Raw genomic sequence first — 18,407 nt, 5'->3', positions numbered from 1 at the left:
TATGCTGGCGCCTGCTCGAGGACGAGAATGAGACGTCGGGAATTGGCGTGGAAAACCACCGACAGACGGGGCTGCATCCATGATGACGTTACCGAAACTGGCGGCGGACTCCCTTGAAAAATTGCTGGGCTCGTTCATGCGTCGCCGGTTCGACGAGCCCTCTGCGCGCATCGTCGAGAGCGCAACCCGCACGGCGATGGAATGCATCGGCAATAGCGACGCGCTTTATCACAATATCGAGCATACGATGCTGGTGACGCTGGCGGGTCACTCCATCCTCAGCGGCCGATATCTTCACGCCCATCTGTCGGCGGAAGACTATGTCCATGTCCTGATCGCCTGCCTGGCCCATGACATCGGCTATGTGCGCGGCCTGTTCGAGGAGGATGACACCGATGGCTTCGTCATCGATGCAGCCGGCACCAAGGTGTCACTGCCGCGCGGCGCCTCGGATGCAAGCCTGATGATGTATCATGTCGACCGTTCCAAGCTTTATGTTTCGCGGCGGCTGCGACACATTCCGGGGCTCGATCCGGAGCGCATCGCCCGCGCCATCGAGGGCACCCGGTTTCCGGCCCGGGAAGGCCAGGACTATGACGACGAGGCCTCGATCCTGCGCGCCGCCGACTTCATCGGCCAGCTCGGCGACCCCAATTATCTGCGCAAGGCCAATGCGCTCTACTACGAGTTCGAGGAAGTCGGCATCAACCGCCAGCTCGGCTACGATTCGCCGGCCGACATCGTGAACCGCTATCCGCAGTTCTATTGGAATAGCGTCGCGCCGCACATCCAGACCGAGATCGGTTACCTCAACAAGACCGAGATCGGTCGGCAGTGGATCGCCAACCTCTACAGCAACGTGTTCCGCGCCGAGCGTGACATCACGTTATCCGGGCCGCAAAAATAGCTCCGCTTTCTAATGCAACAAAAAACGGTCACCACCGATATCCTCGACATCGCCTATCGCGAATACGGCGCGCCGGACGGCTGGCCCTGCATCATGGGTCACGGCTTTCCCTACGACGTGAACGCCTATGCCGAGACCGCGCCGATCATGGCGCAAGCGGGCGCCCGGGTCCTGGTGCCCTGGCTGCGCGGCTACGGGCCGACGCGATTCCGCTCCGCTGCGACGTTGCGCTCCGGCGAGCAGGCGGCGCTGGGCGCCGATCTGCTGGCCTTCATGGATGCGCTTGGAATTGCGCGCGCGGTCGTCGGCGGTTACGACTGGGGCGGGCGCGCAGCCTGCGTGGTCTCGGTGCTGCGTCCGGAGCGCGTGATCGCGCTCGTCTCGGGCAATTCCTACAACATCCAGAACATCGCGCGCTCGATGGAGCCGGCTTCGCCACCGGAGGAGGCGGCGCTCTGGTATCAATATCTCTTCCACAACGAACGCGGCCGCCGTGCGCTGGAGCGCAACCGGCGCGGTTTTGCGCGCCAGCTCTGGTTGATGTGGTCGCCGAGATGGGCCTTCGACGACGCGACGTTCGAGACCAGCGCCATCTCGTTCGACAATCCCGATTTCGTCGATGTCGTGATCCACTCCTATCGACATCGTTACGCGCTGGTCGCGGGCGATCCCGCCTATGCCGCGATCGAGGCGAAGCTCGCCGCCCAGCCCCTGGTTCGGGTACCGACCATCGCGATCGACGGTGACAGCGACGGCGTCAATTCCGGCACCGCTCACCACGCAGGCAAATTCGTGGGCTTTTTCGAGCGGCGCGTCTTTACAGGGGCCGGCCACAATTTACCGCAGGAGCGGCCGGCCGAATGGGCCCAGGCCGTGCTCTATGTACGGAAAGCGGCCTCATAGCGCCGGATTTCTCGTCCCGCTGTCTTGCCGCTCTCACAGCTTCCGATTTTTCCTGATTCCGGGAACCTTTTCCGATCGCAGCCGTCCAAAGCTGTGGGCCGCCTTCTGTATGCGGTTCGTTGCAGGGGAGTTTTCGATGAAGACGCAAACGCGCAGGCTGGAACGTGTCGCGGTCGCGCAGGCGCCGAGCGAGCGGCCTGAGAGGGCGGAGGTCGAGCAGGCGATCCGGACCATGATCCGCTGGGCAGGCGACGATCCCGCGCGCGACGGTCTGCGCGACACGCCGGACCGGGTCGCGCGCGCCTTCGAGGAGTATTTCTCCGGCTATGCGCAGGATCCGACCGAAATCCTGCAAAAGACCTTTGAGGAGATCGAAGGCTATGACGAGATGATCGTCCTGCGCGGCGTTCGCTTCGAAAGCCATTGCGAGCACCACATGGCACCGATCGTCGGCCGCGCCTGGGTCGCTTATATCCCGCAAGGGCGCGTCGTCGGCATCTCCAAGCTCGCGCGTCTCGTCGACATCTACGCCAAGCGGCTTCAGATCCAGGAGAAGATGACCGCGCAGATCGCCAACACGATCAACGATGTGCTGAGGCCCGAAGGCGTCGGGGTCATCATCAAGGCGACGCATCACTGCATGACCACGCGCGGCGCGCACAAGCCCGGGACAGATCTCGTCACCAGCCGCATGCTCGGCGTGTTCCGCGACAATGCGTTGACACGCCAGGAGCTGCTGGGGCTGGCCAATTCGGACGATTGATCCGCGGACGGCTCAAGGAGGCAACGCCACGACCGAAGACAAGAAGCCAAGCGGGCCCGACCTGAGCCGAGGCGTGACCCTCGGCGAATTCAAGGACGGCAAATTGCTCGGCCATGTCGGCGAGGAAGACGTCCTGCTGGTGCAGGCCGGCAGCGAGATCTTTGCGATCGAGCCGGCCTGCAGCCACTATCACGGTCCGCTCGCAGAAGGACTGGTGGTTGGCGACACCATCCGCTGTCCCTGGCATCACGCCTGCTTCTCCTTGCGGTCAGGCGAGGCGACCCGTCCGCCGGCGCTGAATGCGCTGGCGGTGTGGGAGGTCTCGCGCGATCAGGACAAGATCGTCGTCCAGCGCAAGCGCGAGATGCCGAAGCCTCCGGCACCTCACCGGACAGCGCCAGCGTCGGAAAAATTCGTCATCATCGGTGGCGGCGCGGCGGGTTTCGCGGCGGCGGAGACGCTCCGTCGCGAGGGCTTTGCCGGCGCCATCACCATGCTCAGCAATGACAGCGCGATGCCGGTCGACCGGCCCAATCTTTCCAAGGATTACCTCGCGGGCAACGCGCCGGAGGATTGGCTGCCGCTGCGGGGCGAGGACTATTATCGGGACGCCGGCATCGATCTCAGGCTCAACACGAATGTTGCCGCGATCGAGGCGAAGACGCGCAGCGTGACGCTGGGCAACGGCGACAGGCTGCCGTTCGACCGGCTGCTACTCGCGACAGGCGCCGAGCCGGTCCGATTGCAGATTCCGGGTGCCGACCAGCCTCATGTCTACACCCTGCGCTCCGTCGCCGACAGCCGCGCCATCATCAAGGCGGCCGGCAGCGCCAAGCGTGCGCTGGTGATGGGTGCCAGCTTCATCGGCCTCGAAGTCGCGGCCTCCTTGCGGGCACGCAAGATCGAGGTGCACGTGGTCGCGCCGGACGAACGGCCGATGCAGAAGGTGCTCGGTCCCGAGATGGGCGACTTCGTGCGCGCCCTGCATGAGGAGAACGGTGTCAACTTCCATCTCGAGGACACGGTGGAAAAGCTGGACGGCACGCGCGCCACGTTGAAGAGCGGCGGCGTGATCGAGGCCGACCTGGTCGTGATCGGGATCGGCGCCAAGCCGCGCCTTGCGCTTGCCGAGCAGGCGGGGCTTGCGGCCGATCGGGGCGTCAGTGTGAGCGAATATCTGGAGACCAGCATATCCGGCATCTTCGCCGCCGGCGACATCGCGCGCTGGCCCGATCCGCATTCGCGGCAAACCATCCGCGTCGAGCACTGGGTGGTGGCGGAGCGGCAGGGCCAGACCGCGGCGCGCAACATGCTCGGCAAGCGGGAGCGCTTCGAGGCCGTGCCGTTCTTCTGGTCGCAGCACTATGACGTGCCGATCAACTATGTCGGCCACGCCGAGAGCTTCGACGATATCGCGATCGACGGCAGCATTTCCGGCAAGGACTGCCTGCTGAAGTATCGCAAGGGCGGCCGCGTTCTTGCGATTGCTTCAATTTATCGGGATCTCGACAATCTCAAGGCCGAGCTGGAGATGGAGCGGACGCGCGGCTGAGGCGCGCATCCGGTCTCGATTTGCGTCAATGGCGCTGCCCGCGAGGGCGGCTGTGCACCGGCTGATCAGCAACTCGACGCAAGACCGTCTTGTGGAACTCCGCTGATCTGACGTGCTGGCAAAAGCAGCACGTCGCGCCTCCAAGTCGCGCGGCGATCATCACCGGGGAGAAACCATGAAAGCCGCTTTGGTCCTGGCTGCAGCCTTGGCTGCCTGCCTGTCCACGCCTGTCTCCGCGCAGAAATCCTACGGTCCCGGCATCAGCGACACCGAGATCAAGATCGGCAACACGATGCCCTATAGCGGCCCCGCTTCGCCCCTCGGTATCACCGGCAGGGTGATCTCGGCGTATTTCGACGAGGTCAATGAGAAGGGCGGCATCAACGGCCGCAAGCTCAATCTCCTGTCGCTCGACGACGCCTTCTCGCCGCCGAAGACCATGGAAGCGGCGCGGCGGCTGGTCGAGGGTGACGGCGTCGCCTTCATCTTCGCGACCATGGGCACGGCGCCGAGCTCGGCGATCGCGAAATATCTCAACAGCAACAAGGTGCCGCAGCTGTTTCTGATCAGCTCGGCCTCGAAGTGGAACGATCCCGCCAACATGCCCTGGTCGATGGCACTGCCATGGGCGCCGAACTACACCAGCGAGGCCGCGATCGACGTCGCCTATGCCCGCGCCAAGAACCCGAACGCGCGCTTCGCGGTGCTCTATCAGAACGACGACGCCGGCAAGGAATATCTGCGCGGCGTCAAGGAAGCGCTTGGTGCCGACGCCGACAAGGCGATCGCGATGGCGTCGAGCTTCGAGGTCGCCGACCCCACCGTCGATTCCCAGGTGCTGACGCTCGCCAACACCAAGGCCGACGTGTTCATGATCTATTCGGTGACGCCGCGCGCCTGCGCCCAGGCGATTCGGAAAGCGCATGAGGTCGGCTGGCAGGCGACGCGCTTCCTCGCCTCGGGCTGTGCCAACAAGGCGACTGTGATGGTCCCGGCCGGCCTCGATGCCGGCAAGGGCGTGCTCTCGCTCGGCTCGCTCAAGCCGTTCGTCGAGGCGCCGAAGGACGATCCGGCGATGACGGCCTATATCGATTTCATGAAGAAGCGCCTGCCCAATGCCGACGTCAACAACGTCGCGGGTCTCTACGGCTACACCGTCGCCGAGGCATTGGTGGTCTTGCTGAAGCAGTGCAAGGACAATCTGACGCGCGAGAACATCATGGCGCAGGCGGCCAATTTGAAGAACGTGCCGCTATCGCTACTGATGCCCGGCATCACCCTCAACACCACGCCGCAGGATTTCCGCCCGATCAAGGACGGCTATATGCTCCAGTTCAACGGCAACGACTGGATCGTCGCCAGCGAGCTGCTGCGCGGCACGTGAGGGGCACGCGAGCGGCAGCATAGACAGTGCACCCTCTCCCCTTGCGGGAGAGGGTGGATCGCCGCGAAGCGGCGAGCCGGGTGAGGGGTATCTCTCCGCGAGTCGTCTCTACATTTGAACTCGCGGATACAACCCCTCATCCGGCGCTTCGCGCCACCTTCTGCCACAAGGGGAGAAGGGAACAGGAGGACCCCATGGATTTTCAACACTCCGAACGTTCGCTGGAGCTGCAGGAGCGGGTCCGCCGGTTCATGCGGACGCATGTCGAGCCGGTCGAGGAGCTCTACTACGAGCAGGTGAAGCCGGAAGCGACACGCTACAGGACGCCGCAGATCCTTCAGGACCTGAAGCGGCTGGCGCGCGAGCAGGGGCTTTGGAACCTGTTCCTCTCCGGCGAGCACGGCCAGGATCCCAACAACACTGGCTTGACCAATCTCGAATACGCGCCGGTGAAGGAGATCATGGGCCGCATCCTCTGGGCGCCGGAGGTGTTCAATTGCTCGGCGCCCGACGTCGGCAACATGGAGGTGCTGGCCAATTACGGTACGCCGGCGCAGCAGGAGCGCTGGCTGAAGCCACTGCTGGAAGGGCGCATCCGCTCCGGCTTCTCGATGACGGAGCCGCAGGTTGCCTCCAGCGATGCCACCAACATCCAGTGCGAGATCAGGCGCGACGGCGGCGACTACGTCATCAACGGCCGCAAATGGTTCACCTCGGGCGCGATGAACGAGGATTGCGAGATCCTGATCGTGATGGGCAAGACCGCGCCCGACGATCCCGATCGCCACCGCCAGCAATCCATGATCCTGGTGCCGAGAGCGACGCCTGGCGTGCGCATCGTCCGCGACATGCTGACCTACGGCTATGACGACGCGCCGGTCGGCCATCCCGAGATCGTCTACGAGAACGTTCGCGTGCCCGCGGAGAACATCCTGCTCGGCGAGGGCCGCGGCTTCGAGATCGCGCAAGGCAGGCTCGGCCCCGGCCGTATCCACCATTGTATGCGGCTGATCGGCTGCGCCCAGCGCGCGCTCGAATTGATGTGTCAGCGCGCGGTCTCCCGCACGGCCTTCGGCAAGCCGCTCGCAGAACAGGGCTCGGTGCGTGAGGACATCGCGCACTCATTCTGCGAGATCGCGCAGGCGCGGCTCTTGACGCTGCAAGCCGCCGACAGGATGGACCGCGAGGGCAACAAGATCGCGCGCGACCTGATTGCGGCCGCCAAGATCGTGGTGCCCAGCATGGCCGCCCGCGTTATCGACCGCGCCATCCAGATCCACGGCGCTGCCGGCGTCTCGCAGGACACGTTCCTGGCGCGTGCTTACGTCTACGCCCGCTTCATCCGCATCGGCGACGGACCGGATCAGGTGCATCTGGCCGCGGTGGGGAAGGAGCTGATCAAGCGTGGCGGGGTGATGGGCTAGCAAACGCCATCACTGACGGCCCCATTTCTTCTTTCCCGCGCAAAGCAAGGCGGCATGAACACCTTGCCGGCGGCGCCTTGACCACCGTCACTGGACCAGATGTGCGGGCCGAAGGGGCCTGAATGCGGCGCGCAGCTCGGCGGAGAAAAGCGCCGGCTGCTCCCAGGCAGCAAAATGACCGCCTTTGTCGACCTCGTGGAAGTAGGTCAGGTTGCGATAGGCGCGCCGGGCCCACGTCTCCGGGGCTTGATAGCTCTCGCCCGGGAAGACCGTGATGGCCACCGGCAGTGAGATCTCCGCAGTCTTCTCCGGACCTGCAAGGGCGGGACTGCGCCCGCTATATTCCCAGTAAAGTCGCGCCGAGGAGGTGGCGCTGTTCGTCAACCAGTACAGCGTGATGTCGTCCAGCACCTCGTCGCGGGATTTTTCGGAGTCGGTGTCGTCGAACTTCCAATGCGAGAAGCCGGGATGTCCGAGCATCCAGGCTGCCAGGCCCGCGGGAGAATCCGTCAAGCCGTAGCCGATCGTTTGCGGCCTCGTTCCCATCATCAGCGCGTAGGACCGGTTGCCCATCTTGCCGGCCGCACTGAATGCATCGAACGCCGCGCGTTCCTTGGCGGAGAGGTCTGCCGGAGCAGGCCCGCCGGCCGCGAGGATCGCGGCGATATCGGGCGGGACGATCGCCGGCAAGTTGATATGGATGCCGAGCAAGCCTGCCGGCGCCAGCCGTGCCATCGCACTCGAGACCGGCGAGCCCCAGTCGCCGCCCTGCGCGACATAGTGGGTGTAGCCCAGGCGCTTCATCAGTTCCGCCCAGATGCGCGCTGTGTGGTCGGGACCCCAACCGGTATCGACCGGCTTGCCGGAGAAGCCATAGCCGGGCATCGAGGGGATCACGACGTCGAACGCGTCTTCGGCCCGGCCCGCATGGGCCGTCGGATCGGTGAGTGGATCGATCAGCTTGAGCTGCTCGAAAACCGATCCCGGCCAGCCATGGGTTATGAGGACAGGGAGGGCATTGGGATGTTTGGAGCGGACATGAATGAAGTGGATGTCGATGCCGTCGATGTTGGTGACGAACTGCGGAAGTCGATTCATCCTCGCTTCGATCTTGCGCCAGTCGTAGGCCGTCCCCCAATAGTTGACGAGGGGCTGGAGCTTCGCCAGCGGGATACCTTGGGACTGATCGGAAACAGTCTCGCGATCAGGCCATCGCGTCGCCAAAACGCGCCGCCGAAGCTCGACAAGGTCCTCCTCCGGCACGGCAATGTGGAAGGGGTGAATTGTGCTTTCGCCCGCGGCCGCCGCTGCACGCAGCGGAAACACGCTCGCGGAAATCGCCGCTGAAACTCCAATCGCTACGGTGCTCAAAAGCGCGCGCCGGCTTCTGTCGATGGTGTTCTCGGAATTGTATGGCATCGGCATGGGACACCCTCCTGGCTTCAGGCGATCGGAGCCTGCGGAGCAGGGCAGTCCTTCGTCTGGCTCTGCAACATGGCTCGGAAGCCGGTCAATAGCTCGTTAAGGCTTGTTAGATGCTGTGAGCAGTTGCGACTGATGCAGGGGCAAGGTGAAGAAAGACAAGTTCAGCAGTTCTGTCCCTTGTCCCCCGACAAGGACGGAGTAGACAAGCTGATCGGATCTGTGCGTCGGCTCCTTGTCCATGAACGCATTCAGCAGCGGGCCTTGCTGCGCGAGGACATTGCAAACTCCCTCTGTGACATCGCGCAAGCAAGCCTTCTCACGCCAGGTGGCAGCCTCCGTCGCTGCGATGATCGCTTCTGCGAAAACCCGCCGATGAGAATGAAAACACGGTCAGGCGGGCGAGCGCACCGATTATCCTGATTGGTCGCGCTATGAGAGTCATGTCGCGCTATTTCGCCGCGGCTCTCGTCGTCATGCTGTTGACGCAATGTCTGTCTTAGACGGCGACAACTAAAACACGGTGCTGGAACTATTGCGGTTCCTCCAACGGTTCCGGAGCCAGGGGTTGGCTCGACCCGCAAAACGATTTGCGGCATCGGAACTGAACAATCGAAAATCACAGGAGATATAATGGGGTTCCGATCGAGCGCCGCAATTTGCGGCGCCATGATTGCGCTTGCCGTTTCCGTTTCTGTAGCGCGATGTGAAGCTGGTGGGGTTCACTCAAACGCTGTCGACGATGCCGCTTCCGGGGAAGCGATCGTTGGCGCGGCATCCATGTACAATCCGTTCAAGCCGGGCAAAGAGGAGGGCGGCCCGAAGACGGCTTCCGGCGAGCGCTATGATCCCTCGGTGTGGTCGGCTGCCATCAAGACGAGCTTGCGTAAGAAATTCGGTGGGGTCCAATTTGGCGCGAAGCCGAAATACGCCCTCGTCGAGGCCGTCGGCAAGAAGGTCATCGTCAGGATAAATGACGTGGGACCGCTAAGGCCTGGCCGCATCATCGACTTCAATGAGCGGACGATGCGCCATTTCGATCCGAGCCTGGAGCGCGGGGTCATTCCTGACGTAAAAGTCCGACCGCTTGCCGGCGGCGATTGGACCCCCGGACCGGTTGGCTGAACGTCGCACCAGAAGGTCGCGCAGTACGACCGAAGGTCCCGACGCCATCGCCATGATGACATCACGGTTTGCTGCGCGCCCGCAGCAGCCATGTCTACGCGTCTAAACTACTAAGCGGCCGTGATCTTCGAAATCTGGCCTTCGGCTCCTGTGCCAAGGCCATCCACACCTGTCGCCTCTATGCAGAGTTTAAGCGCTCCGCCCAGAGTTGCAGCAGCCAGATCCGCCTTGGCACCTTCCCGCAGGCTTTCCAGCGCCGCTGGCTCGATGTCCTTCATCCAGCAACCCAGAATGATTGTGGCCTTCGGCAATTTACGGCGAAGCCGTCGCACCGAGTAACGCATATGGGCAGGGCTGCTTGCATCCATATAGACGAGGCAGACAATGGCGACCCCGTCGGTCTCCAGCCGGAAGATATTCGCCGTCGACAACGCTTCCGCTGCCTCGACTCTGGCCGACAAGCCATGCGCGCCGGTCAGTTGAGCCAGCATGATCGCAGCGGCTTCGTCGATCGGATTTCGCCCGGCCACACAGAGGACGGGATGTTCGCCTTGCCATCCAGCGGGCAAGTCCTCCTTGCGCAGAACCCGCAGACTCTCATAAGGCGCGTCCTCAGCCACGCCTTCTATGGCAGATGTAGCTTCGACATCTGTTGTCGGGCCGACCTTCGGCGGCAGACGCTCATCCTGCTCCGAAATGTTATTGGCAAATTCCTGGACCGCATCCCTGATTTTGGTCAGCCGGTCGGGAGCCAGAGCGCCGCGCTCGGCATCCACTTGAGCCAGTTGCAGTCCTCGCAGGGCGACTTCGTCGTAATAGGAGCTAAGAGATCGCTCCTTCAAGAACTCCTCGGCTTTTGCCGATGCTTCTGTCGGATCGCCGGCGAGCATCCGCTGATAGAATATCTCGGGCGGAGAGAGTGCTGGTCGGTCTCCAAACATGACGTCCAGGAACTCCAGCCGCTCGACATGGCGGCCCAGTACGACGAGACACACCGTGAGTGGTGTCGCCAGAACGAGGCCGATCGGACCCCAGAGCGCCGTCCAGAACGTCGCAGAAGCCACAACGGCCACCGGCGACAGTCCCGTGCTGTGTCCATAGACCATCGGCTCCAGCACATGGCCGACGACGGGCTCCACCACCACGAACAGCGCGATCGTCCAAAGCAGCATCGTCCAGGTTGGATCGACCGCGACCGCGAGAGCGAGAGGAAAGGCGGCGGCGATGACCGCCCCGATGTAAGGCACGAAGCGCAGCACTGCTGCCAGAATACCCCACAGGATCGCGCTTGGAACGCCGATCAGCCAGAGACCCGTTCCGATGATGATGCCGAAGCTGCCGTTCACGAGAAGCTGGATAAGGAAAAGCCGGCTGAGGCGGCTCGCCGCGTCATCAAGGGCAGCCGTGGTGCGCTGCAGGTCATCCGAACCGGCCAGCCTGATCAGACGATTACGAAGATCCTCGCGTTGAAGCAAAATGAAGATCACGAATATGACGATGATCCCGGTCGTTGCGAGCGGATGAAGCAAGGGTGAAATCAGCGTTTGCAAGCTCTCCAGCGCGCCGGGATCGGGCTGAAGCACTTCCACAGGAACGGGCCTCGGCGCGGCCGCTTTCGGAGCTGCTATGGTGCCCAACGAATTCGCGGCCTCCTTGGGCTTGTCGAGTTCTTTGCTGAGGTCCTTCAACATGCTCGAAGCCCGCTCGAGCGTGCCTCGACCAGCGGTGGTCTCACGGAAGGATTGGATCTTCTCGCTTATTGTGGACTGATATCGCGGCAAATCGCCAGCCAGCTGCGTGAGTTGGGTAGCAAGGAGACTGCCCATCGCAAATATGAATGCGAAGGCGATCACGACCACGCTCACCACAGCCAAACTGCGTGGAATGCGCAGACGCTGAACCAGTCGAACCAGGGGCGCCAGCACGAAGCTGAGCAAGACGGCCAGCGCTATGGGGATGATGATCTCGCGACCATAATACAGCACCATGACAATGATCGCGGCGAGAATGGCCATCGCCACGGCGCTCAATAGCGAAATCAATTCTTCCGGTGTTCGTGCTTTGAATGGCTGCCTGATCACAGCTCCTCGCTAGGCCGGGAAAAGCGGCGAGTTTGTTGACGTCCAGTGAGTTCAAAAAAGCCGCGGATTGCTCCGCGGCTTTTGCATTCACAGGATTCGTATCTCAGTAGCGGTCGGTGCCGATCCCGACGCTCACGCCGGGAGCGCGGAAGCCGATGCCGCTGCGCTCTTCATAGCCGCGCCGCTCGATGTAGCGCTCGCGAGGCGCATATCCGTAGGAATCGCGCCCTTCGCGGATGATGACACGGCGTTCGCCGCGCTCGCGCCAGCAACGACCGTCTTCGTTGCAGACCATGCGCACGTTCTGAATGTTGCTGTCCGGAGCGACAGACAGGGTGGGAGACAGCGGGGCTGCAGCAGCGGCGGTCACGAGAAGGGTACTTGCTGCGGCCGCCAGGGCGGCTGTGAAAAATTTCATCGTGTTTCTCCCAAATGTGATGTGTCAGTGAGGCAATAGACTGGGAACCCAATGGTTCCATGGCTGAACAGATATCGTCAGCTGCCGCCATTCTGTTCGCAGGCATTCCCTGCCCGAAAGACAGGTGAACTCGCCATGATTGGCGAGGAAGATGGGATTGCGGAGAGAGGCATCGCGCGGTCTCTGTGAAGATCGGCTTCGAGATCCTGCCGGCCCAGCGCGGAAAGCTCCAACATTGACATCATGCTCCTGTTTTGCCCGACGGAGCAAGTAGATTCGTCAAATCCGCAGAAGACGGGGCGGTAGCCAAGCCATTGAAATCGCTGTCCCCGGCTACTGTGCATGGGGTTGTTTTCGCGTTTTTGATGGAGCGACCCCACCGCCGGCTCTGTTGGCGATGGACGTGCGGCTACCCGGCCTTGGCGATGCGGCCGTCCGCCGCGCCCGAGCGCAGGTTCTGGAAGAACTTCTCCACCTCGCACGACAGCGTCTCCGCCGTCTCGGTCACGCTGCTCGCAGCCCTCAGCACCGAGGAGGCCGCAGTATCGGTCTCGCCGATGGCGTCGCGGAGCGAGCTGATGTTGGCGACGAGGGTCTCGTTGCCTTGGGCAGCCGATTGCGCGTTGGACGAGATCTCGCGCGTGGCGGCGTCCTGCTGGCTGATGGCGCCGGCGATCGCCGAGGTGACGTCGTTGATCTCGCGCACCGCGCCGCCGATCTCGCGGACGGCGTCGACCGCGTTGCGGGTGGAGGACTGGATCATCGAGACGTTTTCGCTGATGTCGGCGGTCGCTTTCGCGGTCTGCCCCGCGAGCGCCTTCACTTCGTGTGCGACGACGGCAAAGCCGCGGCCAGCATCGCCCGCGCGCGCCGCCTCGATGGTGGCATTGAGCGCGAGCAGATTGGTCTGCTCGGCGATCGCCTGGATCAGGCTGAGCACGCCGTCGATGCGTTGCGTGGCGGCCGCCAGGCTCTCGATCTCGGCAATCGATTTCTCGGTGCGCTGCCCGGTCTGCTCGACCGCACTGGCGGATTGCCGCACCTGCCGGCCGATCTCCACAACAGACGCAGACAGCTCCTCGGCCGCGCCTGCCACCGCCGTGACGTTGTGCGAGGCCTGTTCGGTGGCGTTCGCCGCCATGCCGGCGCGACTGCTCGCGTCCGCGGTGACGCGGGTGATGGTCTGCGCCGTCTCGCGCATGACGGAGGCGTTGTCGCTGAGGCCGCGCATGATCGCGCCGATCGCCTCGCGAAACGCGTCGACGGATTGCTCGATGTGGCGGGCGCGCTCCTCGCGCGCGGCGGAGTCCTGCGAGACCTGCGAGGCGAGGTTGCGGTTGCGCCCCATCGCGTCCTGGAAGATCTGGATCGCGCGCGCCAGTGCGCCGATCTCGTCGGCGCGGTCAGAGTGGGGCACCACGACGTTCTCGGCGCCGTCAGCGACCTGCTTGATGGTCGCGGTGATGGCGGAGAGCGGGCGTGCGATCGAGCGGGCGATGATGACGATGCCGATCACGACGAGGGCGAGCGCCACGCCGGCGAGGCAGGTCAGGACGAAGGACAGGATGCGATTGGTCTCGGTCTCGTGCGCGATTTGCCTCGCGCGCTCGGAATAGACTTTGGACAGCGCCTCGAGATCCTTGTTCAGCGCCGAGCGCACGGCGCGGTTGGCGTCGTTGTCGCCCCATTCGCGGCCCGCGGCCGCATTGATCTCGACGCCGCGGCGCACCAGCTCCTTGCGAAACTCGACGAACTGCTCGATGCGCTTCTTGAAGGTGGCGAACTGTTCGGCATCGTCAGCCTTGACGATGGTCTCCCAGCGCTTCACGACGTCGAGGATCTGGGCGTTGAACTTGAGCAGGCCCTCGCCGTATTTCTTCACCACGGCCGGTTCGGTCGACATGTAGACGCCGCGTGATTCCATCACGACCGCATAGACCAGCGAGTTGACCCGCTCAACGTTCAGCGCGGCGGCGTTCGCGGTCTCGATCGCGGTGGTCAGCTCGGCACCGCGGCGGCTGTTGTAGTCGGACAGCATCGCGATCGCGGCCGTGAGCAGCGCGAACAGCGCGAAGATCGCGTAGAGCTTGTTGGCAAGCGTGAAGCGGCCGGCGAGGCCGGCGGCATTCCCAGATTGGTCGGTTTTCATGGTTTCAGGGGCCCGAATGGCCGGGAGCGGCCGGAGAGCGCAGTCGTACAAATCAATGCAAAACTATGCAGAATGAAGATGGACGCGGCGTTAACGCCGGGTTTGGCCTCCTTCGCCCTCGGTCGAAAGAAAGGTCGATATTTCAGCGTCTTGATCTGAAGGTATAGTCTTGGGATTGCCCTGGAGTCGGCCTTTGGCCGACGAACCCCGGAGAGACCCTTGGTCTACCGCCACACCATCGACGCCACGACGTACACGTTCCCGGATTTGCGCGACCTGCTCGCCAAGGCGACGCCGCCGCGCTCCGGTGACCGGCTGGCCGGGATCGCCGCCGCCAGTGCCGAACAGATGATCGCGGCGCGGATGGTGCTGGCCGACGTCCCTCTCGGGCAGTTCTTACAGGAAGCCGTCATCCCCTATGAGACCGACGAGGTCACCCGCCTCGTTATCGACAGCCACGACGCCAAGGCGTTCGCGCCGGTGGCTTCGCTGACGGTCGGCGCCTTTCGCGACTGGCTGCTATCGGACGCCGCGACGCCCGAAATCCTACGCAAGCTGGCCGGCGGCATCACCCCGGAGATGGCGGCGGCGGTGTCGAAGCTGATGCGCAACCAGGATTTGATCCTGGCGGCGCGGAAATGCGAGGTCACCACCGCTTTCCGCAACACCATCGGTCTGAAGGGCCGGATGAGCACCCGGCTCCAGCCCAACCATCCCTTCGACGACGCCAGAGGGATCACCGCCTCCATCCTCGACGGCATCCTGCTCGGCGCCGGCGATGCCTGCATCGGCATCAACCCGGCGAGCAACGACCCGGCCGTGATCGGCCAATTGCTGCGGCTGCTCGACGAGGTCATCGCGCGGCTGAAGATCCCGACCCAGGCCTGCGTGCTGACCCATGTCACCACGACGCTGTCGCTGATCGGGCAGGGGGCGCCGGTCGACCTCGTGTTCCAGTCGGTCGCCGGCACCGAGGCCGCCAACCGCAGTTTCGGCGTCGACCTCGCGCTCCTCAAGGAGGCCCAAGAGGCCGGGCTGTCGCAGAAGCGCGGCACGGTCGGGCAGAACGTGATGTATTTCGAGACCGGGCAGGGCTCGGCGCTATCGGCCAATGCCCATCACGGCGTCGACCAGCAGACCTGCGAGGCCCGCGCCTATGCGGTGGCCCGCGCCTTTGCGCCCCTCCTGGTCAACAGCGTGGTTGGCTTCATCGGCCCGGAATATCTCTACGACGGCAAGGAAATCATCCGGGCCGGGCTGGAGGATCACTTTTGCGGCAAGCTGCTCGGCCTGCCGCTTGGGATCGACGTCTGCTACACCAACCACGCCGAGGCGGACCAGGACGACATGGACAATCTGCTGACGCTGCTTGCGGCCGCCGGCGTCACCTTCATCATGGGTGTCCCCGGCGCCGATGACGTCATGCTGAACTATCAGTCCACGTCTTTTCACGACGCGCTCTATGTCCGCGACGTCTTCGGATTGCGTCGTGCGCCGGAATTCGACGACTGGCTGGTGCGGTCGGGCATTGCGGGCCCCGATTTCCGTCTTGCCGGCGATGCAGGCCTGCTGCCCGATTTTGCCTCACGGTTGATCGCGTGACGTGGCGGAAGCACCCGGTGGCCCGAGGAAACCATTGGTGCCCAAGGGAATTAAGCTCTGCCACAATATTGAGAAATTCCGGCGGCAGCATTACGCTATGTAGCTGTCTGGCAATTTCCGCAGCTAAGTCGAGCGTGGCGGGGGAGCTTTGATGCGAGCTGAAAGTAACGGGACGTCCCGGCGGATTCTCTGCGTGTTTCCGCGATACACATCGTCGTTCGGGACGTTCGAGCATTCCTACCCACTAACCGATGGCGTCCGCGCCTTCATGCCGCCGCAGGGACTTTTGCTGCTCGCGGCCTATCTGCCCGAGGAATGGCAGGTCAAATTCGTCGACGAGAACCTTCGCCGTACGACCAGAGAAGAGTTCGAATGGGCCGAGGCGGTCTTCGTCAGCGGCATGCACATCCAGCGCCAGCAGATGAACGATATCTGCCGCCGCGCCCACGAGTTCGATCTGCCGGTCGCGCTCGGCGGCCCCTCCGTCAGCGCCTGCCCGAACTACTATCCATCCTTCGACTATCTCCATGTCGGCGAGCTCGGCGACGCCACCAATCAGCTGCTCGAGATACTGTCGCGCGACATCTCGCGTCCCGAGACCCAGGTGGTTCTGACCACCAAGGACCGCGTGCCGATGACGGAGTTTCCGATCCCGGCCTACGAGCTCGCCGACGTGAAGAAATACTTCCTCGGCAGCATCCAGTATTCCAGCGGCTGTCCGTATCAGTGCGAGTTCTGCGACATCCCCGGCCTCTATGGCCGCAACCCGCGCCTCAAGTCGCCGGAGCAGATCATCGCCGAACTCGACCGCCTGCGGGAATGCGGCATGACCGACACGGTCTATTTCGTCGACGACAATTTCATCGGCAACCGCAAGGCGGCGCTCGACCTCCTGCCGCATCTGATCGAATGGCAGAAGAGGACCGGCTACATGGTGCGGCTCGCCTGCGAGGCGACGCTCAACATCGCCAAGCGGCCGGAAATCCTCGAGAAGATGCGCGAGGCCTATTTCGTCACCATCTTCTGCGGCATCGAGACGCCCGACCCCGATGCGCTGAAGGCGATGCACAAGGACCACAACATGATGGTCCCGATCCTCGAGGGCGTGCAAACCATCAACTCCTACGGCATGGAGGTCGTGTCCGGCATCATCATGGGGCTCGACACCGACAAGCCGAACACTTCGGAGGCGCTGCTCGCCTTTGTCGAGGAGTCCCGAATTCCGCTGCTCACGATCAACCTGCTTCAGGCGCTGCCGAAGACGCCGCTGTGGGACCGTCTGGAGCGCGAGGGGCGCCTGGTCGAGGACGACGGGCGCGATTCCAATGTTGACTTCCTGTTGCCCTACGACGACGTCGTTGCGTCCTGGAAGCACGCCATGGCCGTCGCCTACGAGCCCGAGAAGGTCTACGGGCGCTTCCAGTATCAATGCGACCACGTTTACGTGCACCGCCTCAAGATGCCAACGCCGGACGAGATGAAGACCTGGACCAACATCAGGCGCGGCCTCGTCATGCTGCGAAACATCTTCTGGAAGGTCGGCGTGCTCGGCGACTACAAGCGCGTGTTCTGGAAGTTCGCGCTGGGCCGCATCAAGCGCGGTGATCTCGAAGGGCTGATCGGCTGCACCCTGATCGCGCACCATCTCATCACTTTTGCGCGGGCGGCCTCGACCGGCCAGCAAAACGCCTCGAACTATTCGATCCGGCTACGCGAGGCCTCCGTCCCCGCCGAATGATGCGACATGTCTGATCCGGCCATCCCGCGTCGTCCGACCCTCGATCTGCGTTCGCTCACGCCCGCGCGCGTGGCGCTGGGGCGCAGCGGCGCGAGCCTGCCGACGCGGGCACTGCTCGATTTCACACTGGACCACGCCCGCGCCCGCGATGCCGTACACGCCGTGTTCGATGCGCCGCGGCTGGTCGCGGATCTCTGCGCGCTTGGCCTCGTCGTCACCGAGGCGAACAGCCGGGCGGTCGACCGCGGGGACTATCTGCGGCGGCCCGATCTGGGCAGACGGCTCGATGCCGGATCAGCCGAGTCCTTGGCGCGGAGCGCCTCGGAGCCGTGCCAACTCGCACTCGTGATTGGCGACGGCCTGTCGGCGGCGGCGGTCCACGCCCATGCGGCCGCGCTGGTGATGCGCCTGCTGCCGTTGCTCGCGGCCGACGATGGTGTCGCGATCGGCCATGTCGTCGTCGCCTCAGGCGCGCGCGTCGCGCTCGGCGACGAGATCGGCGCCATTCTCGGCGCGCGCATGGTCGTGATGCTGATCGGCGAGCGGCCGGGCCTGTCGGCGCCCGACAGTCTCGGCGCCTATCTGACGTTCGCCCCGAAGCCGGGCCGTACCGATGCCGAGCGCAATTGCGTGTCGAACATCCACAAGGCCGGGTTGAGCTATGACGAGGCTGCCTTCAAGATCGCCTGGCTGGTCCGCGAGGGGCTCGCGCGGGAAGTGAGCGGTGTGGCGCTGAAGGACGAGAGCGCAGACCGGGCGCCGCGTCGAATTGGCACGGCTTTGCCCGGATGAAGGGCATTAAGGCAAAATCGCCACATCTTGATCGATTCGGCCACACTCCGCCTGCTTGCGAGAAGGGCGATTGACCTGCTAAACCCCTCGCAGCGATTTTCTGCGCATTTTCAAAGGGCAAGCCTCCCATTGGTATGGCATTTTCAA

The 18,407-nt window shown here is 63.7% G+C and carries 14 protein-coding genes; 10 read left to right on the top strand and 4 right to left on the bottom strand.

The genetic code is table 11. From position 1 onward, the window contains the following. The first annotated feature begins 79 nt into the window (after positions 1-79). The 6 genes from IVB36_RS34390 to IVB36_RS34365 all read left to right on the top strand — a co-directional run bounded on the left by IVB36_RS34390 (position 80) and on the right by IVB36_RS34365 (position 6,933). Positions 80-907: a metal-dependent phosphohydrolase gene (locus IVB36_RS34390; protein WP_026233269.1), complete on the top strand. Its 828-nt coding sequence runs from the start codon at positions 80-82 to the stop codon at positions 905-907. A gap of 12 nt (positions 908-919) precedes the next feature. Further along, positions 920-1,810 (top strand): alpha/beta hydrolase, encoded by an 891-nt coding sequence (locus tag IVB36_RS34385; RefSeq protein ID WP_247394073.1) that lies wholly within the window; start codon positions 920-922, stop codon positions 1,808-1,810. A 136-nt stretch (positions 1,811-1,946) separates the two neighbouring features. Next, positions 1,947-2,573 (top strand): GTP cyclohydrolase I FolE, encoded by a 627-nt coding sequence (gene folE, locus IVB36_RS34380; RefSeq protein ID WP_018456940.1) that lies wholly within the window; start codon positions 1,947-1,949, stop codon positions 2,571-2,573. Positions 2,574-2,646: 73 nt separating this feature from the next. Beyond that, complete coding sequence (locus IVB36_RS34375; protein ID WP_247471868.1) at positions 2,647-4,125, top strand: FAD-dependent oxidoreductase; 1,479 nt, start codon at positions 2,647-2,649, stop codon at positions 4,123-4,125. A gap of 175 nt (positions 4,126-4,300) precedes the next feature. Continuing rightward, entirely contained in the window at positions 4,301-5,509 is a 1,209-nt protein-coding gene (locus tag IVB36_RS34370; RefSeq protein ID WP_018456938.1) for an ABC transporter substrate-binding protein, read from the top strand. A gap of 194 nt (positions 5,510-5,703) precedes the next feature. Beyond that, positions 5,704-6,933 (top strand): acyl-CoA dehydrogenase family protein, encoded by a 1,230-nt coding sequence (locus IVB36_RS34365; RefSeq protein ID WP_018456937.1) that lies wholly within the window; start codon positions 5,704-5,706, stop codon positions 6,931-6,933. 87 nt (positions 6,934-7,020) lie between these two features. On the opposite strand, the gene IVB36_RS34360 is transcribed toward IVB36_RS34365, so the two are convergent. Further along, positions 7,021-8,358: an epoxide hydrolase gene (locus IVB36_RS34360; protein ID WP_247394070.1), complete on the bottom strand. Its 1,338-nt coding sequence runs from the start codon at positions 8,356-8,358 to the stop codon at positions 7,021-7,023. 630 nt (positions 8,359-8,988) lie between these two features. Between IVB36_RS34360 and IVB36_RS34355 the strand changes: the two genes are divergently transcribed. Beyond that, a complete protein-coding gene (locus tag IVB36_RS34355) occupies positions 8,989-9,480 on the top strand; it encodes a septal ring lytic transglycosylase RlpA family protein (RefSeq protein ID WP_026233268.1) in 492 nt (163 codons plus the stop codon). Positions 9,481-9,590: 110 nt separating this feature from the next. On the opposite strand, the gene IVB36_RS34350 is transcribed toward IVB36_RS34355, so the two are convergent. The 3 genes from IVB36_RS34350 to IVB36_RS34340 all read right to left on the bottom strand — a co-directional run bounded on the left by IVB36_RS34350 (position 9,591) and on the right by IVB36_RS34340 (position 14,128). Beyond that, a complete protein-coding gene (locus IVB36_RS34350) occupies positions 9,591-11,495 on the bottom strand; it encodes an AI-2E family transporter (protein WP_247300316.1) in 1,905 nt (634 codons plus the stop codon). A 169-nt stretch (positions 11,496-11,664) separates the two neighbouring features. Next, complete coding sequence (locus tag IVB36_RS34345) at positions 11,665-11,979, bottom strand: hypothetical protein (RefSeq protein ID WP_018456931.1); 315 nt, start codon at positions 11,977-11,979, stop codon at positions 11,665-11,667. Positions 11,980-12,388: 409 nt separating this feature from the next. Further along, the gene (locus IVB36_RS34340; RefSeq protein WP_247394584.1) at positions 12,389-14,128 is read right to left on the bottom strand and encodes a HAMP domain-containing methyl-accepting chemotaxis protein; all 1,740 of its coding nucleotides are present in this window, start codon (positions 14,126-14,128) and stop codon (positions 12,389-12,391) included. Between the two features lie 219 nt (positions 14,129-14,347). Between IVB36_RS34340 and IVB36_RS34335 the strand changes: the two genes are divergently transcribed. From IVB36_RS34335 to eutC, 3 genes are all read left to right on the top strand, one after another. Beyond that, complete coding sequence (locus IVB36_RS34335; protein ID WP_247394067.1) at positions 14,348-15,730, top strand: ethanolamine ammonia-lyase subunit EutB; 1,383 nt, start codon at positions 14,348-14,350, stop codon at positions 15,728-15,730. A gap of 151 nt (positions 15,731-15,881) precedes the next feature. Beyond that, a complete protein-coding gene (locus IVB36_RS34330) occupies positions 15,882-17,468 on the top strand; it encodes a B12-binding domain-containing radical SAM protein (RefSeq protein WP_085352431.1) in 1,587 nt (528 codons plus the stop codon). A 6-nt stretch (positions 17,469-17,474) separates the two neighbouring features. Then, positions 17,475-18,260: an ethanolamine ammonia-lyase subunit EutC gene (gene eutC / locus IVB36_RS34325; RefSeq protein ID WP_085362342.1), complete on the top strand. Its 786-nt coding sequence runs from the start codon at positions 17,475-17,477 to the stop codon at positions 18,258-18,260. The last annotated feature ends 147 nt before the right edge of the window (positions 18,261-18,407 follow it).

This window comes from Bradyrhizobium sp. 35 (assembly GCF_023073215.1).
Classification (GTDB): domain Bacteria; phylum Pseudomonadota; class Alphaproteobacteria; order Rhizobiales; family Xanthobacteraceae; genus Bradyrhizobium; species Bradyrhizobium canariense_D.
The sequence above is the reverse complement of the archived record's forward strand: the minus strand, read 5'-3'. Positions and strand labels throughout refer to the sequence as shown.

Excerpts from the sequence above, each read along its gene's own strand:
- IVB36_RS34360 (WP_247394070.1), bottom strand. The coding sequence starts at position 8,358 with ATGCCGATGCCATACAATTCCGAGAACACCATCGACAGAAGCCGGCGC.
- IVB36_RS34390 (WP_026233269.1), top strand. The coding sequence starts at position 80 with ATGATGACGTTACCGAAACTGGCGGCGGACTCCCTTGAAAAATTGCTG.
- IVB36_RS34345 (WP_018456931.1), bottom strand. The coding sequence starts at position 11,979 with ATGAAATTTTTCACAGCCGCCCTGGCGGCCGCAGCAAGTACCCTTCTC.
- IVB36_RS34350 (WP_247300316.1), bottom strand. The coding sequence starts at position 11,495 with ATGGCCATTCTCGCCGCGATCATTGTCATGGTGCTGTATTATGGTCGC.
- IVB36_RS34385 (WP_247394073.1), top strand. The coding sequence starts at position 920 with ATGCAACAAAAAACGGTCACCACCGATATCCTCGACATCGCCTATCGC.
- IVB36_RS34365 (WP_018456937.1), top strand. The coding sequence starts at position 5,704 with ATGGATTTTCAACACTCCGAACGTTCGCTGGAGCTGCAGGAGCGGGTC.
- IVB36_RS34355 (WP_026233268.1), top strand. The coding sequence starts at position 8,989 with ATGGGGTTCCGATCGAGCGCCGCAATTTGCGGCGCCATGATTGCGCTT.
- IVB36_RS34340 (WP_247394584.1), bottom strand. The coding sequence starts at position 14,128 with ATGAAAACCGACCAATCTGGGAATGCCGCCGGCCTCGCCGGCCGCTTC.
- folE (WP_018456940.1), top strand. The coding sequence starts at position 1,947 with ATGAAGACGCAAACGCGCAGGCTGGAACGTGTCGCGGTCGCGCAGGCG.
- eutC (WP_085362342.1), top strand. The coding sequence starts at position 17,475 with ATGTCTGATCCGGCCATCCCGCGTCGTCCGACCCTCGATCTGCGTTCG.
- IVB36_RS34330 (WP_085352431.1), top strand. The coding sequence starts at position 15,882 with ATGCGAGCTGAAAGTAACGGGACGTCCCGGCGGATTCTCTGCGTGTTT.
- IVB36_RS34370 (WP_018456938.1), top strand. The coding sequence starts at position 4,301 with ATGAAAGCCGCTTTGGTCCTGGCTGCAGCCTTGGCTGCCTGCCTGTCC.